The 14,716-nt window shown below is 70.4% G+C and carries 11 protein-coding genes; 5 read left to right on the plus strand and 6 right to left on the minus strand.

The window, feature by feature from the left end; genetic code table 11:
* Positions 1-105 precede the first annotated feature (105 nt).
* From OG252_RS41385 to OG252_RS41395, 3 genes are read left to right on the plus strand one after another with little or no spacing between them, the layout of a single operon-like run.
* A complete protein-coding gene (locus OG252_RS41385; protein ID WP_266443298.1) occupies positions 106-2,958 on the plus strand; it encodes a sensor histidine kinase in 2,853 nt (950 codons plus the stop codon).
* Positions 2,955-3,392, plus strand: a complete 438-nt coding sequence (locus OG252_RS41390; protein WP_266443301.1) for a roadblock/LC7 domain-containing protein — start codon at positions 2,955-2,957, stop codon at positions 3,390-3,392. The genes OG252_RS41385 and OG252_RS41390 overlap by 4 nt, the downstream gene beginning before the upstream one ends.
* A gap of 9 nt (positions 3,393-3,401) precedes the next feature.
* The gene (locus OG252_RS41395) at positions 3,402-3,797 is read left to right on the plus strand and encodes a DUF742 domain-containing protein (RefSeq protein ID WP_266443304.1); all 396 of its coding nucleotides are present in this window, start codon (positions 3,402-3,404) and stop codon (positions 3,795-3,797) included.
* Here the strand turns inward: OG252_RS41395 and OG252_RS41400 are convergent.
* The 4 genes from OG252_RS41400 to OG252_RS41415 form a co-directional block, all read right to left on the minus strand.
* Positions 3,784-4,257 (minus strand): thioesterase family protein, encoded by a 474-nt coding sequence (locus OG252_RS41400; RefSeq protein WP_266448759.1) that lies wholly within the window; start codon positions 4,255-4,257, stop codon positions 3,784-3,786. The genes OG252_RS41395 and OG252_RS41400 overlap by 14 nt on opposite strands.
* A 56-nt stretch (positions 4,258-4,313) precedes the next feature.
* Positions 4,314-5,288 carry a 3-hydroxyacyl-CoA dehydrogenase NAD-binding domain-containing protein gene (locus OG252_RS41405; RefSeq protein ID WP_329342621.1) on the minus strand — a complete coding sequence of 325 codons (975 nt, stop codon included), beginning with the start codon at positions 5,286-5,288 and terminating at the stop codon, positions 4,314-4,316.
* Positions 5,289-5,353: 65 nt separating this feature from the next.
* Positions 5,354-6,241, minus strand: a complete 888-nt coding sequence (locus OG252_RS41410) for a 3-keto-5-aminohexanoate cleavage protein (protein WP_329342623.1) — start codon at positions 6,239-6,241, stop codon at positions 5,354-5,356.
* A 168-nt stretch (positions 6,242-6,409) separates the two neighbouring features.
* On the minus strand, positions 6,410-7,267 hold the full coding sequence (locus OG252_RS41415; RefSeq protein ID WP_329342625.1) for an IclR family transcriptional regulator: 858 nt from the start codon (positions 7,265-7,267) through the stop codon (positions 6,410-6,412).
* 261 nt (positions 7,268-7,528) lie between these two features.
* Between OG252_RS41415 and OG252_RS41420 the strand changes: the two genes are divergently transcribed.
* Positions 7,529-11,182: a hydantoinase B/oxoprolinase family protein gene (locus tag OG252_RS41420; protein WP_329342627.1), complete on the plus strand. Its 3,654-nt coding sequence runs from the start codon at positions 7,529-7,531 to the stop codon at positions 11,180-11,182.
* Positions 11,163-11,768: a GTP-binding protein gene (locus OG252_RS41425; protein ID WP_266443316.1), complete on the plus strand. Its 606-nt coding sequence runs from the start codon at positions 11,163-11,165 to the stop codon at positions 11,766-11,768. Before OG252_RS41420 ends, OG252_RS41425 begins: the two co-directional genes overlap by 20 nt.
* Positions 11,769-11,865: 97 nt before the next feature.
* Here the strand turns inward: OG252_RS41425 and glpK are convergent, their stop codons facing one another.
* Both glpK and OG252_RS41435 read right to left on the minus strand, forming a co-directional pair.
* The gene (gene glpK / locus OG252_RS41430) at positions 11,866-13,386 is read right to left on the minus strand and encodes a glycerol kinase GlpK (protein ID WP_329342631.1); all 1,521 of its coding nucleotides are present in this window, start codon (positions 13,384-13,386) and stop codon (positions 11,866-11,868) included.
* Positions 13,387-13,450: 64 nt separating this feature from the next.
* Positions 13,451-14,200 (minus strand): MIP/aquaporin family protein, encoded by a 750-nt coding sequence (locus OG252_RS41435; RefSeq protein WP_266443321.1) that lies wholly within the window; start codon positions 14,198-14,200, stop codon positions 13,451-13,453.
* Between the last annotated feature and the right edge of the window lie 516 nt (positions 14,201-14,716).

The following is a 14,716-nucleotide window of genomic DNA, read 5'->3' on the forward strand; positions in this document are numbered from 1 at the left end:
TCTTCCGGACGGGTCTTCGAGTTGCGTGTGGGTCAGTAGTAGGCTCGCGCCGTTTGTTGACGCACATCTGTACCCCTGCCGGTGGGGGTCGAGCTGGGGGAGGCCATGCGCTTTCGCGGGAAATCGATCCGCCGGAAGATCGTGGCGCTGCTCCTCGTGCCGCTGGTGTCCCTGATCGCGATCTGGGGCTTCGCCACGGTACTCACGGGCCGGGAAGTCGCCCAGCTGTTCCACGTGTCGTCCGTCGTCGAGAAGATCGGCTATCCCACCGAGGACACCGTCCGGGTCCTCCAGCAGGAACGCCGGCAGACCCTCGTCTATCTCGCCGACCCCCGGGCCTCCGACGCGCTGTCCGCGCTGCGCAGCACCCGCAGCGCCACCGACGACGCCATCGTCAAGATCCGGGAGAACGCCAAGGACCCGGACGTCCGCGACGGACTGGACGCCGACGAGGACGAACACCTCACCACCATCCTGGACGCGTTGGACGGCATCGACTCCCTGCGCCGCAGCGTCGAGGAGGGCACGGTCGACCGGATCCAGGCCCTCGACCTGTACAACCGTCTCGTCGACCCCTGCTACGCCCTGCTGGCCTCCATGGACGGCGTCGACAGCGTGGAGCTGGACAAGCAGGCCCGGGTCCTGGTGAACATCACCCGCGCCCGCGAACTGCTCTCCCGCGAGGACGCCCTGCTGGGCTCCGCCCTGGTGGTCGGAAAACTCACCCGCGAAGAGATCCGCGACGTCTCCGACCTCGCCGCGCAGCGCACCATGATGTACGACATCAGCCTGCCGGTGCTGCCCGCGGCGGAGCGCGAACGCTACGAACGCTTCTGGAAGAACGCCACCACCGCCCCGCTGCGGTCGGCGGAACAGGCGGTCATCTCCTCCGACCCCGGCCCGCCCCCCGGCGCGGTGAGCGCCAAGAGCTGGGACGCCGCCGCGGGCAGCGCCCTCGACGAGCTCGCCACGCTCAACGACCAGGCCGGCGACCGCTATCAGGACCGGGTCCGCCCCGACGCCATGGCCGTCATCGTCAAGGCCGCCGTGGCCGGCCTCCTCGGCCTCGCCGCCCTGCTCTTCTCGCTCGTCCTGTCCGTGCGCGTCGGCCGCGGCCTCATCCGCGACCTGCGACAACTGCGCCTGGAGGCCCACGAGGCGTCCGGCGTCCGGCTGCCCAGCGTGATGCGCCGCCTCTCCGTGGGCGAACAGATCGACGTGGAGACCGAGGTCCCGCGCCTGGAGTACGACAAGAACGAGATCGGCGAGGTCGGCCAGGCCCTCAACACCCTGCAACGCGCCGCCGTCGAGGCCGCCGTCAAACAGGCCGAGCTCCGGGCCGGCGTGTCCGAGGTCTTCGTGAACCTCGCCCGCCGCAGCCAGGTCCTCCTGCACAAGCAGCTCACCCTGCTCGACGCCATGGAGCGGCGGACCGAGGACACCGACGAACTCGCCGACCTCTTCCGTCTCGACCACCTGACCACCCGCATGCGCCGGCACGCCGAGGGCCTGGTGATCCTCTCCGGCGCCGCCCCCTCCCGGCAGTGGCGCAAACCCGTCCAGCTCATGGACGTCGTACGCGCCGCCGTCGCCGAGGTCGAGGACTACGAGCGCATCGAGGTCCGCCGACTGCCCCGGGTCGCCGTCACCGGCCCGGCCGTCGCGGACCTCACGCACCTCGTCGCCGAACTCCTGGAGAACGCCACGGTGTTCTCCCCGCCGCACACCGCCGTCCAGGTGCTCGGCGAGCGCGTCGCCAACGGCTTCACCCTGGAGATCCACGACCGCGGCCTCGGCATGGCCGCCGACGCGCTCCTGGACGCCAACCTCCGGCTCGCCGAGACACCGGAGTTCGAACTGTCCGACACCGACCGGCTGGGCCTCTTCGTGGTCAGCCGGCTCGCCCAGCGGCAGCACGTCCGGGTCTCCCTCCAGCCGTCCCCCTACGGGGGAACCACGGCCGTCGTCTTCATCCCCGACACCCTGCTGACGGACGACGTCCCGGACACCAACGGCATCGGCTTCCGCCTCGACCGGCCCCGGCCCTCCAAGGAGGCCGAGCTGGAGGAGGCCCGCCGCGCTCCGCTCTCCCAGGCGCAGGGAAGGCTGCCCAGCCTTCCGGCGGCGCTCCTGGACGGCCCGGTCGAACTGGAGGCTCCCGTCGACCTCGACGCCCTCGGCGACTTCCCGGGCGCCCTCGACGAGGAGGACAGCGAACGCGGCGGACTGTTCCGCCCGCGCCGCTCCCTCCGCACGGACGACGAGACGGCACCCCGGCACGGCGAGCCGCAGCACCAGGCCCCCGAGCCGGGCGCCACGGACCGGGCCGACGACGACCTCGACGCCCCGGTCCCCATGCCGCGACGCCGGACCCCCAAGCTGGTCAGCTCCCACGGACGCCCGGTCACCGAGCAGCGAGTCCGGCGCGAGGACCCGGACGAGGAGGCCCCGACCGGCCCGGGCCGGTCGCGCCCCCAGCCGGCCGCACCACTGGGACCGGCCCCACTGCCCACCCGCCGCCGCGGCGCGAACCCGCTGCGCCGGAGCACCGACGTGGCCGACCGCCTCGACGACCAGAGCAGCGAGCCTCCGAGCACCGAACGGCCTGAGGCCCCCGCTCTCCCCAGGCGCAACCGGCACGCCGAGCTCACGTCGAGCGGGCCGAGCGGGCCGAGCGCGCCCGCCGGACGCCCCGGCACGGCGACCCAGCCAACCGACTCCGGCACGGCTCCTCTGCCCCGCCGCGTACGCCAGGCGAACCTGGCCCCGCAGCTGAAGCAGAGCACCGGTCGGCGCACCGACGACACGGCGGAGCCGGTCGAGCGGGACGCCGACGAGGTACGCAGCCGTATGGCCTCGCTCCAGCGCGGCTGGCAGCGCGGCCGCGAGGAGAACGCCGCGGGCGACGACGCCCACAGCGGCACAGCACCACAAGGAACGAAGGGGGACGGTCGATGACCGCACCGAAGGCGACCGACCACACCGCGGGCAACAAGAACGGCGAGCTCAACTGGCTCCTCGACGACCTCGTGGAGCGTGTCGCGAGCATCCGCAAGGCCCTCGTGCTCTCCGGCGACGGCCTGCCGACGGGCGTGTCCAGAGACCTGACCCGGGAGGACAGCGAGCACCTGGCCGCCGTCGCCTCCGGTTTCCACAGCCTCGCCAAGGGCGTGGGCCGCCACTTCGAGGCGGGCAACGTCCGGCAGACGGTCGTCGAGCTCGACGACGCCTTCCTGTTCGTCACGGCCGCCGGCGACGGCAGTTGCCTCGCGGTCCTCTCGGACGCGGATTCCGACGTGGGCCTGGTGGCGTACGAGATGACGCTCCTGGTGAAGCGGGTCGGTGTGCATCTGGGTGCCGCTCCGCGCACCGATCTGCCTCAGGGCGGGTAGTGGGATGACATGAGTTCAGACGGTCAGGGAAGAAGCCACTGGTTCGACGACGAGGCCGGACCGGTCGTCCGTCCGTATGCCATGACGCGCGGCCGCACCACGAGTACGGGACAGCACCGCCTCGACCTCATCGCGGTGGTCGTCACGGAACCCCAGGCGGACGACGCGGAAGGTGACCACACGCTGTCCCCGGAACACGTGGACATCGTCGACCTGTGCCGTGACACCCCGCAGTCGGTCGCCGAACTCGCCGCCGAACTCAACCTGCCCATCGGCGTGGTGCGCGTGCTGGTCGGCGACCTCGTGGCCGGGGAGTTCGTCCATGTCAACCGGCCTGTGCCTCCTGCCGAACTGCCGGACGAGAGCATTCTGCGGGACGTGATCGACGGCCTCAGGGCGCTGTGATCGAGCGCCCGGCCCATGAAGGAGGCGGTTCCGTCAGCGCCGTGAGGCGCTCACGGACCGCATCGGGGAAGGGGGTCGCCCGGCCCGCTGTCCGGTCGACGTGGAGGGCGAGCAACTCCGTGGTGGCGACCGGCCCGTCCTCCGCTTCCGGCCCTGCGACGCCTGTGGTGACGTACATCTCGTGCGTGAGGCGCGCCTTCTTCCCGGCCGCGCCGAGCACGCGGGTGCGTACGGCGAGCCGAGCACCCTCCGGTACGTCCCGCAGGTAGCGGATGTGGGACTCGACCGTGTACATCGAGCAGCCGGTGCTCTCGCGGTACGCGGGCCCCATCCCCGTACGCTCCATCAGCGCGTCCGTCGCGTGACCGAAGACCAGGACGTAGAACGCCTCGCTCATGTGCCCGTTGTAGTCGATCCACTCCGGGCGCACGGTCTCGCGGAACAGCGGCAGGCCCGGCAGGCCTGGGAGACCTGACCCGCCTGTCATTTCTGGCCCGTCCGGCAGCCCGGGCACGCTCACGTGGCACCGGCCCCGGGAAGACGCCCGGTGGCGCGCAGGACCGCTATGACTCCCCGGTCCCGTTCGGCGACCAGGTCGGCGATCGTACGGCCGTCCGCCGCGTCGTCGCAGCCGGCGACCACGGCGTCGTAGAGGGCCTTGTCCAGTTCGGGGGCCGCCAGCCGGGTCCACGGGGACTTCAGGGACGGACCGAAGTGGTCGAGCATATGGGCCATGCCGCCCTCGCCGCCTGCGAGGGCGAAGGTGAGCATCGGACCCATGATCGCCCAGCGCAGTCCCGGGCCCTCGGTGATGGACCGGTCGATGTCGTGGACCGTCGCCTCACCGCTCGCGACCATGTGCAGGGCCTCCCGCCACAGGGCCTCCTGGAGCCGGTTGGCGATGAAGCCGGGGACCTCGCGGTCCAGGGTGATGACGGACTTGCCCGCCGCCTCGTAGAAACGGGACGCCCATCGGACCGCCTCCGGGTCCGTCCGTTCCCCGCCGACGACCTCGACGAGCGGGATCAGATAGGGCGGGTTGAACGGGTGGCCGACGACCAGCCGGCCGGGCGTGACCGCCTCGGTCTGCATGTCGGTCATCGGATAGCCGGAGGTGGAGGAGGCGATGACGACGCCGGCGGGTGTCGCGGCGTCCAGCTCGGCCAGCAGGTCGCGCTTGAGGTCGAGCTTTTCCGGCGCACTCTCCTGCACGAACTGGGCCTCGGCCACGGCCTCGTCGAGCGTCGCCGTGACCGTGAGGCGGTCGGCGGAGGCGCCGGGGGCAAGACCGAGCTGTTCGAGCGCGGGCCAGGCAGCGTCGACGAGGCGGCGCAGCCGTGCCTCGGCGTCGAGGGCCGGGTCCCACGCCCGGACGTCATAGCCGCGGGCGAGGAAGTGGGCGACCCAGCCGCCGCCGATCACTCCGGCGCCCACGCAGGCCACGCGGCGTGCGTCCTCGGGGGAGGGGATGGGGGCGGAAGTCTCCGTCATTGAGGGCTCCTTACTGAGGATTCCTTACTGAGGACTCCTTGAAAACGGGACGGAGGAGCCACAGCTCAACTCCGGGGCTTGAGGCCGAGCTTGAGCCGAGCCTCGTCCGGTGTCGCGACCCGCGCCCCCAACGCCTCGGTGATCGTCACGGCCCGCTCCACCAACTCGGCGTTCGTCGCCTTGACCCCCTTGCCCAGATAGAGGTTGTCCTCCAGACCGACCCGCACATGGCCGCCGAGCAGCATCGACTGAGCGACCCACGGCATCTGCATGCGGCCCAGCGCGAAGCTGGCCCACTGGGCGCCCTCGGGCAGCATGTTCACCATCGACTGGAGCACTCCCGGGTCGGCTGGCGCGCCCCACGGGATGCCCATGCACAGCTGGAACACGGTCGGATCGTCCAGCAGTCCCTCGGCGAGCAACTGCTTGGCGAACCACAGGTGTCCGGTGTCGAAGATCTCCAACTCCGGCCGCACACCCAGCTCCTGGATACGCTTGGCGCCGGTGCGCAGCATGTCGGGTGTGGAGACGTAGAGGTTCGACCCGTCGCCGAAGTTGAGCGAACCGCAGTCCAGGGTGCAGATGTCGGGCAGCATGTCCTCGACGTGCGGCAACCGCTCCAGGCCGCCGACCAGGTCGGTGCCCGGGAGGTGCCTGAGCGGCTCTTCCGGGTCGATGACCAGGTCGCCGCCCATGCCCGCGGTGAGGTTGATGACGACGTCGGTCCCGGTCTCCTTGATCCGCTCGACGACCTCGCGATACAAGCGAGGGTCGCGGGAGGGCGCTCCGGTCTCGGGGTCGCGTACATGGATGTGGACCGCGGCGGCACCGGCCTCCGCGGCCTGCACCGCGGAGACGGCGATCTGCTCGGGGGTGACGGGGACGTGCGGGCTCTTGCGCACGGTGTCGCCGGCGCCGGTGAGGGCGCAGGTGATGATGACGTCCTGGTTCATGGCCGCGTTGGTTCCTCTCTGTGCAGAGGCGTGGGGCGACGGGGTGGATTCCGACCCTAGCCGCGGGAAGGCGAAGTCCTCAAGAGCGCAGTTTCACAATGCGAGCGCGCATCGCACGAAATGAACGCCCCCACGCTGCACGTGACTCCCTCCCGCGTAGACCACTCCTCAAAGCGCCTGTGCTCCCTGTGCTCCCTGAGCGGCCTGTGCGATCTCCTCCGCCGCCGCCCGCACGAGCGGCCCGAGCGCCGCGAACCGTGACTCGGGGACCCGGTCCTGCGGACCCCAGATGCTGACCACGGCGAACGGTCGACCCTGGCCGCCCAGCACCGGCGCGGAGACCCCGTAGAGGTTCCGCTCCATCTCGCCGACGCAGACGCTGTAACCGCGCTCCCTGGTCCGCTCGAGCTCGGCCCGCAGTCGCGCCCGGTCCGTGACGGTGGTGTCCGTGTACGCGTCGAGCGGCCCGTCGAGCAGCGACTGTGCCTCCTGCTCGGGCAGCCAGGCCAGCAGCGCCTTGCCCGTGGACGTGGCGTGCATCGGCACCTGACGACCCAGCCACTGGGCCGCCAGCACCACCGGCGGCGTCACCTCGTCGATATAGGTCAGCCCGAGCTGCTGCACCACCGCGAGGTTGGCGGTCTCGCCGGTCTGCTCGCTGACCCGGCGCAGGGTGGCGTGCCCGCGGCGGATCAGGCCGTCGAAGCCGGCGGTCGATGCCATCCGGGCGACCGCGAAGCCGATCGTGTAGCGGTTGGTGACCGGGCTGCGCTCGACCAGGCCGTGCTGCTCCAGCGTGGACAGCAGCCGCCAGGCCGTGGCGCGGTTGAGCCCGCACCGCGCGGCCAGGTTCGACGCCGTGTCGCCGTCCGGCGCACTGTCGGCCGTCGCCTGCAACAGGATGATCGCCCGCTCCAGCGACTGGACCTTGCCGGACGCCCCTCCCGGCTCGGTGGCCAAGGGGGACTCGGCGGTGTCGGTGGTGTCGGTGGTGTTGACGGGGCGCTCGGCCTTCGGCATACGCATCTCTTCCTCGGCTCCTGAAGGGGCTACTTGACAGCCATCTTCATAATCTCACCATCCGCGCAGTCATCGCGTTATGTGAACACTCGCGTCTTCCAGCCAAGGGCGAGGACAAGCCCCACTGAGGGCCCCCGCCACCAGGTGCACCGCGGGCGCCGAAACAGCCCTCCCGTTATGATCTGACCCATCGTCGACGACCATCCGCAGCAGGCCCCCCACCAGGCTGTGGACACGGTGCCGAGCAGTGCGATCGGGGAGACGGATGTGACGACGGGCTGGCAGTTCTGGGTCGACCGAGGCGGCACTTTCACCGACATCGTCGCGCGTCGACCGGACGGCCGTCTGCTCACACACAAACTGCTGTCGGACAATCCGGCGCGGTACTCCGACGCGGCGGTCGCCGGTGTCCGCCATCTGCTGGACGGCTCCCAGGAGCCCGTCGAGGCGGTCCGCATGGGGACGACCGTCGCCACCAACGCCCTCCTGGAACGCAAGGGCGAACGGACCCTGCTGGTCGTCACCCGCGGCTTCCGCGACGCCCTGCGCATCGCCTATCAGAACCGCCCCCACATCTTCGCCCGCCGCATCGATCTCCCCGAGCTGCTGTACGAGCGGGTCCTCGAGGTCGACGAACGGATCGCCGCCGACGGAGCCGTCCTGCGCGCCCCCGACCTGGACGCCCTCGCAGGTCCCCTTCAGCAGGCCTATGACGACGGAATCCGGGCCGTCGCCGTGGTCTGCATGCACAGCCACCTCCACCCGGCCCACGAACAGGCCGTCGGGGAACTGGCCGCCCGCACCGGCTTCCCGCAGATCTCGCTCTCCAGTGAGGTCAGTCCGTTGATGAAGCTCGTCCCGCGCGGAGACACCGCGGTCGTCGACGCCTACCTCTCGCCGGTGCTGCGCCGCTACGTCCAGCGTGTCGCCGGTGAACTCGACGGCGTGCGGCTGATGTTCATGCAGTCCAACGGAGGCCTGGCCGAAGCGGGGCAGTTCCGCGGCAAGGACGCCATCCTGTCCGGCCCGGCCGGCGGCATCGTCGGCATGGCCCGCATGTCGCAACTCGCCGGCTTCGACCGGGTCATCGGCTTCGACATGGGCGGCACCTCCACCGACGTCTCGCACTTCGCGGGCGAGTACGAACGTGTCTTCACCACGCAGATCGCCGGCGTGCGGCTGCGCGCCCCCATGCTGGACATCCACACCGTCGCGGCCGGCGGCGGTTCGATCCTCCACTTCGACGGTTCCCGCTACCGCGTAGGGCCGGACTCTGCGGGCGCGGACCCAGGCCCCGCCTGCTACCGGGGCGGCGGCCCACTCGCCGTCACGGATGCCAACGTCATGCTCGGCCGTATCCAACCGGCCCACTTCCCCAAGGTGTTCGGCCCGAACGGCGACCAGCCCCTCGACGACACACTCGTCCGCGACCGCTTCGCCGCCCTCGCGCGCGAGATCCGCGAGCGGACCGGCGACGACCGAACCCCCGAGCAGGTCGCCGAGGGTTACCTGCAGATCGCCGTCGCCAACATCGCCAACGCGGTGAAGCGGATCTCCGTCCAGAAGGGTCACGACGTCACCCGCTACGCCCTCACCACCTTTGGTGGTGCGGGCGGCCAGCACGCCTGCATGGTCGCCGACTCGCTCGGCATCCGCACCGTCCTCGTGCCGCCCATGGCCGGTGTCCTCTCCGCCCTCGGCATCGGCCTCGCCGACACCACGGCCATGCGCGAACAGTCCGTGGAGGCACCTCTGGAGCCCGCCTTCATGCCCGGCGTCCGTGAGACCGCCGACGACCTGGAGACCGCCGCCCGCGCCGAACTCCTCGCCGAGGACGTCCAGGAGAGCCGCATCCAGATCACCCGGCGCGCCCAACTGCGCTACGACGGCACCGACACCCCCCTCATCGTCGAGCTCACCGAACCCGACACGATGAGGCACGCCTTCGAAGAACGTCATCGCGCCACGTACTCCTTCACCCTCGACCGCCCGATCGTCGTCGAAGCCCTCTCCGTCGAAGCCACCGGCATCACCGCACCCCCCGATCTCTCCGCCCTGGCCACCTACCAGGGCCACACCGCCGCGCCCGAAACCGCCCTCCTCCACACGGGCGGCGCCTGGCGCGACGTACCCCTCCACCGCCGCGAGGAACTGCCCCCCGGCGAGACTGTCACCGGCCCCGCGATCATCACCGAGGCGAGTGCGACGACCGTCGTCGACGACGGCTGGCGGGCCGCGACGACCCACGACGGGCATCTGGTCATGGAACGCGCGGCGATTACGCAGAGTTCCGATCTCGACACGAAAGCCGACCCGGTTCTGCTCGAGGTCTTCAACAACCTCTTCATGTCCATCGCCGAACAGATGGGCGCCCGACTGGAATCCACCGCCCAGTCCGTCAACATCAAGGAGCGGCTGGACTTCTCCTGCGCGCTCTTCGACCCGGACGGAAACCTGGTGGCCAACGCCCCGCACATCCCCGTCCACCTGGGCTCGATGGGCACCAGCGTCAAGGAGGTCATCCGGCGGCGCGGCTCCGCGATGCGGCCGGGAGACACATACGCGGTCAACGACCCGTACCACGGCGGCACCCACCTGCCCGACGTCACGGTCATCACTCCTGTGTTCGACACCAAGGATCCGACGGACACGGAGAGTGACCCGGAGAGTGACCCGGAGATCCTCTTCTATGTCGCCGCCCGCGGCCACCACGCCGAGATCGGCGGCATCGCCCCCGGCTCCATGCCCGCGAACAGCCGCAGCATCGAAGAGGAAGGCATCCTCTTCGACAACTGGCTGCTCGCCGAGCACGGCCGCTTCCGCGAGGAGGAGACGCTCCGCCTGCTCACCGAGGCGTCCTACCCCTCCCGCAACCCCAAGACCAACCTCGCCGACCTCCGCGCCCAGATCGCCGCCAACCAGAAGGGCGTCGACGAGGTCGCCCGCATGATCGAGAACTTCGGCCTGGACGTCGTACAGGCGTACATGAAGCACGTCCAGGACAACGCCGAGGAAGCCGTCCGCCGGGTCATCGACGCTCTCGACGACGGCGAGTACGCCTACGAGACCGACTCCGGTGCCGTCATCCGCGTCAGCGTGCGCGTGGACCGTGAAAACCGATCCGCCACCGTCGACTTCACGGGCACGTCACCGCAGCTGACCACCAACTTCAACGCCCCCTTCGCGGTCGTCAACGCGGCTGTCCTGTACGTCTTCCGCACCCTGGTCGCCGACGACATCCCGCTCAACGACGGCTGTCTGCGCCCCCTCGACATCGTCGTCCCGCCGGGCTCCATGCTCGCGCCCGAGCCGCCCGCGGCGGTCGTCGCCGGCAACGTGGAAACCTCCCAGGCCATCACCGGCGCGCTCTACGCGGCGCTGGGTGTGCAGGCCGAGGGCTCCGGCACCATGAACAACGTCACCTTCGGCAACGACCGCCACCAGTACTACGAGACCGTCGCCTCCGGATCCGGCGCGGGCGTGGGCTTCGCCGGCGCGCCCGTCGTCCAGACCCACATGACCAACTCGCGGCTCACCGACCCCGAGGTCCTGGAGTGGCGACTGCCCGTGCAGCTCGACGAGTTCGCCGTACGGCCCGGCAGCGGTGGAGCCGGACGGTGGTGCGGCGGGGACGGCGCGGTGCGGCGCATCAGGTTCCACGAGCCGATGACGGTCTCCACGCTGTCGCAGCACCGCCGCGTCCCGCCGTACGGTATGGCGGGTGGCGCACCCGGCGCGCTGGGCGCCAACCGCGTGGAACACGCGGACGGTACGGTCACCGAACTCGCCGGAAGCGACGCGGCGGACGTCGGCCCCGGCGACGTACTCGTCATCGAAACCCCCGGTGGCGGAGGCTACGGTCCTCCGTCGCCCGCACCCCATCAAGCAGGAGAAGAGATCGATGATCTTCGGGCGTTCTGAGCGCGGCAAGCCCCCGGTCGAGCCCGTCACGCTCAAGATCCTGGTGGCCGGCGGATTCGGCGTGGGCAAGACCACCCTCGTCGGCGCGGTCAGCGAGATCAGGCCGCTGCGCACCGAGGAACTGCTCACCGAGGCGGGACGCCCGGTCGACGACACAAGCGGCGTGGAGGGCAAGCACACCACCACCGTGGCCATGGACTTCGGCCGCATCACCCTGCGCGAGGACCTGGTGCTGTACCTCTTCGGCACGCCCGGCCAGGAGCGGTTCTGGTTCATGTGGGACGAGCTCTCCGAGGGCGCCCTCGGAGCCGTCGTCCTTGCCGACACCCGCCGTCTGGAGGACTGCTTCGCCGCTGTCGACTACTTCGAGCGGCGCGCCATACCCTTCGTCGTCGGCATCAACTGCTTCGAGGGAGCGGCCCGTTATCCGGCCCAGGACGTACGCCAGGCCCTCGATCTCGACGATGGCGTGCCACTGCTGCTGTGCGACGCCCGTGATCGGGAGTCGGTCAAGGAAGTTCTCATCGGCGTGGTCGAGCACGCGATGGCGTACGCCGCGGAACGCCGCCAGGCCGTCACGACGTGACGCGGGCGCGGCCCGTACCCCCGCCGACCGGGGTACGGGCCGCTGTCCGTCGCTGCACGCGCGCGTGGGCCTTGTTGTCGTCCGCGCGCGTGGAGCCTCAGTTCTCGCCGTCCTCCTGCCAGCCGAAGCTCTTCTCCACGGCCTTGTGCCAGTTGTGGTACTCGCGGTCGCGCACCGACGCCTCCATGGCGGGCGTCCACTCGACGTCCTTCTGCCAGTGCGCCTTGAGTTCGTCCAGGTCGTTCCAGACACCGGTGGCGAGGCCTGCCGCGTAGGCGGCGCCCAGGCAGGTTGTCTCGGAGACCTTGGGCCGGATCACCGGCACGTCGAGCACGTCTGCCTGGTGCTGCATGAGGAGGTTGTTCTTCGTCATGCCGCCGTCCACCTTGAGGGTGGTGATCTGTACCCCGGAGTCCTGGAACATGGCGTCCACGACCTCCCGCGTCTGCCAGCTCGTCGCCTCCAGCACCGCGCGCGCGAGGTGCGCCTTGGTGACGTACCGGGTGAGGCCGGTGACGACACCGCGCGCGTCGGAACGCCAGTACGGCGCGAACAGACCGGAGAACGCGGGCACGATGTACGCCCCGCCGTTGTCCTCGACGCTCGCCGCCAGGGGCTCGATCTCGTCGGCGGTACGGATGATGCCGAGCTGGTCGCGGAACCACTGAACCAGTGCGCCCGTTATGGCGATCGACCCCTCCAGACAGTAGACCGGCGCCTCACTCCCGATCTTGTAGCCCATCGTCGTCAGCAGCCCGTTCTTCGACGGCACCGGGCGGTTGCCGGTGTTGAGCAGCAGGAAGCTGCCGGTGCCGTACGTGTTCTTCGCCGTGCCCACGTCATAGCAGGCCTGCCCGAACACCGCGGCCTGCTGGTCGCCCAGCGCCGAGGCGACCGGTACGCCCGCGAGCTGGCCGACCGCCGTGCCGTACACCTCGGCGGACGACCTGATCTCGGGCAGCACGGCCTCGGGCACGTTCATCGCGGACAGGATGGACGCGTCCCACTGGAGGCTCTCCAGGTTCATCAGCATGGTCCGCCCGGCGTTGGTCACGTCGGTGACGTGCTGCCCGCCGTCCGTACCGCCGGTGAGGTTCCAGATCAGCCAGGAGTCGATGGTGCCGAAGGCGATCTCGCCGCGCTCGGCGCGCGCCCTGAGGCCGGGCACGTTGTCGAGCAGCCAGGCCGCCTTGGGCCCGGAGAAGTAGCTGGCCAGCGGCAGCCCGGTCTGTTCGCGGAAACGGTCCTGCCCGTCCGAGCCGCCCAACTGGTTGCACAGCGCGGCCGTACGCGTGTCCTGCCAGACGATCGCGTTGTGCACGGGCTTGCCGGTCGCGCGGTCCCACAGGACCGTCGTCTCGCGCTGGTTGGTGATCCCGAGCGCGCTGAGCTGGTCGGCGCGCAGACCGGCCTTGGCGATCGCCCCGGCGACCACCGCCTGCACCTTGGACCAGATCTCGGTGGCATCGTGCTCCACCCAGCCGGGCTTCGGGAAGATCTGGCGGTGTTCGCGCTGGTCGACGGCGACGATCGCGCCGTTGTGGTCGAAGACGATGCAGCGGCTGGAGGTGGTGCCCTGGTCGATTGCGGCGACGTACTTGGCGGCGTTGTCCGTCATGGCTACCCCTTGGGCTGGGATTCAGGATGCTGCGCAGAGCTGCTTGGAGCTGCTCGGAAGCTGCTCAGAAGGCTGCGTTGTAGATGAGACCCGCGAGCGTTCCGCCGATCAGCGGGCCGACGACCGGGATCCAGGCGTACTTCCAGTCGGAGGTGCCCTTGTTCGGGATCGGCAGGAAGGTGTGCACGATGCGTGGGCCGAGGTCGCGCGCCGGGTTGATGGCATAGCCGGTCGGCCCGCCGAGCGAGAGGCCGATACCGACCACCAGCAGCGAGACGATCAGCACGAGGGTCCCGGACTCACCGAGCCCCGTGGTCAGCCCGAAGGCGAGGATCGGCAGGACGAGCGCGACGGTCGCGATGATCTCCGTGACGAGGTTGGCGACCCGGTTCCGGATCTCGGGGATGGTGGAGAAGATGCCGAGCGTCGGCAGCGGCTCCTCCGCCGTGCCCTCCGTGGTGCCCGTCTCCCTGACATTGGCCTGGAACTGGGCGAAGTACGTGAGATAGCACAGGACGGCGCCGAGCATGGCGCCGACCATCTGACCCAGCACGTAGACCCAGACCTTGCTCCATTCACCGGTGTCGACGGCGATGCCGAACGTCACGGCCGGGTTGAGGTGTCCGCCGGAGAGGGGAGCGGCGGTGTACGCACCCGCCAGCACGCCGAATCCCCAGCCGAAGGCGATCACGATCCACCCCGAGGCCCTCGCCTTGGAATATCTCAGGGTGACGGCGGCGCATACGCCGGCGCCGAACAAGATCAGTATCGCGGTACCGATGATCTCGCCGACGAAGATGTCTCCGTTGCTCATGGCGGCTCCTAGGCCCTGGGCCCGGGACGATCGGCCCCGGTCCTCCGTGCAGGGTGCGGTTCCCTTGGCGAACTGCCGAGGGCAGGGAGAGTCCCGCGCCCCGCCCGGCGTCCGCGACGAGCGTGCCGTCGCAGCCGAATCGCCCGTGGGGGTACGGGCCTCGGCTCAGGTGGACCCGCGCGGCGCAGTGCCTGAATACGCCGAGAATGTACGGCGATGTCGACTGACACCGGAAGTGTTCACCGGCGTCCAGGGAGCGTCAAGGTCGCCGACGGCAACGTTTGAGGGGCTTGTGGCCGAGCTCGAGCAGTGACCTGTCCCTCGGGGCGGGGGAGCGGAAAGGGCCACTGGGAATCCGGCCCGGGCCGCAGGGACGGTCCGGGGCGGCCCTCAACGCCCTCTCCGGTCCGGCATGCGGCGTCGGCCTGTGCCGCCGCCTTCGTGTCTGTGGTTGCTGGGCTCGTGTCGGCTTGTGCCGCCTTCGCGCCTGCCGTTGTCGGCCGCCCGGCCAGTGCA

This window comes from Streptomyces sp. NBC_01352 (genome assembly GCF_036237295.1).
GTDB lineage: Bacteria > Actinomycetota > Actinomycetes > Streptomycetales > Streptomycetaceae > Streptomyces > Streptomyces plumbiresistens.

Coding starts and splice junctions, on each gene's coding strand:
- OG252_RS41390 (WP_266443301.1), top strand. CDS start 2,955: ATGACCGCACCGAAGGCGACCGACCACACCGCGGGCAACAAGAACGGC.
- OG252_RS41435 (WP_266443321.1), bottom strand. CDS start 14,200: ATGAGCAACGGAGACATCTTCGTCGGCGAGATCATCGGTACCGCGATA.
- OG252_RS41425 (WP_266443316.1), top strand. CDS start 11,163: ATGATCTTCGGGCGTTCTGAGCGCGGCAAGCCCCCGGTCGAGCCCGTC.
- OG252_RS41415 (WP_329342625.1), bottom strand. CDS start 7,267: ATGCGTATGCCGAAGGCCGAGCGCCCCGTCAACACCACCGACACCACC.
- OG252_RS41395 (WP_266443304.1), top strand. CDS start 3,402: ATGAGTTCAGACGGTCAGGGAAGAAGCCACTGGTTCGACGACGAGGCC.
- OG252_RS41405 (WP_329342621.1), bottom strand. CDS start 5,288: ATGACGGAGACTTCCGCCCCCATCCCCTCCCCCGAGGACGCACGCCGC.
- OG252_RS41410 (WP_329342623.1), bottom strand. CDS start 6,241: ATGAACCAGGACGTCATCATCACCTGCGCCCTCACCGGCGCCGGCGAC.
- OG252_RS41385 (WP_266443298.1), top strand. CDS start 106: ATGCGCTTTCGCGGGAAATCGATCCGCCGGAAGATCGTGGCGCTGCTC.
- glpK (WP_329342631.1), bottom strand. CDS start 13,386: ATGACGGACAACGCCGCCAAGTACGTCGCCGCAATCGACCAGGGCACC.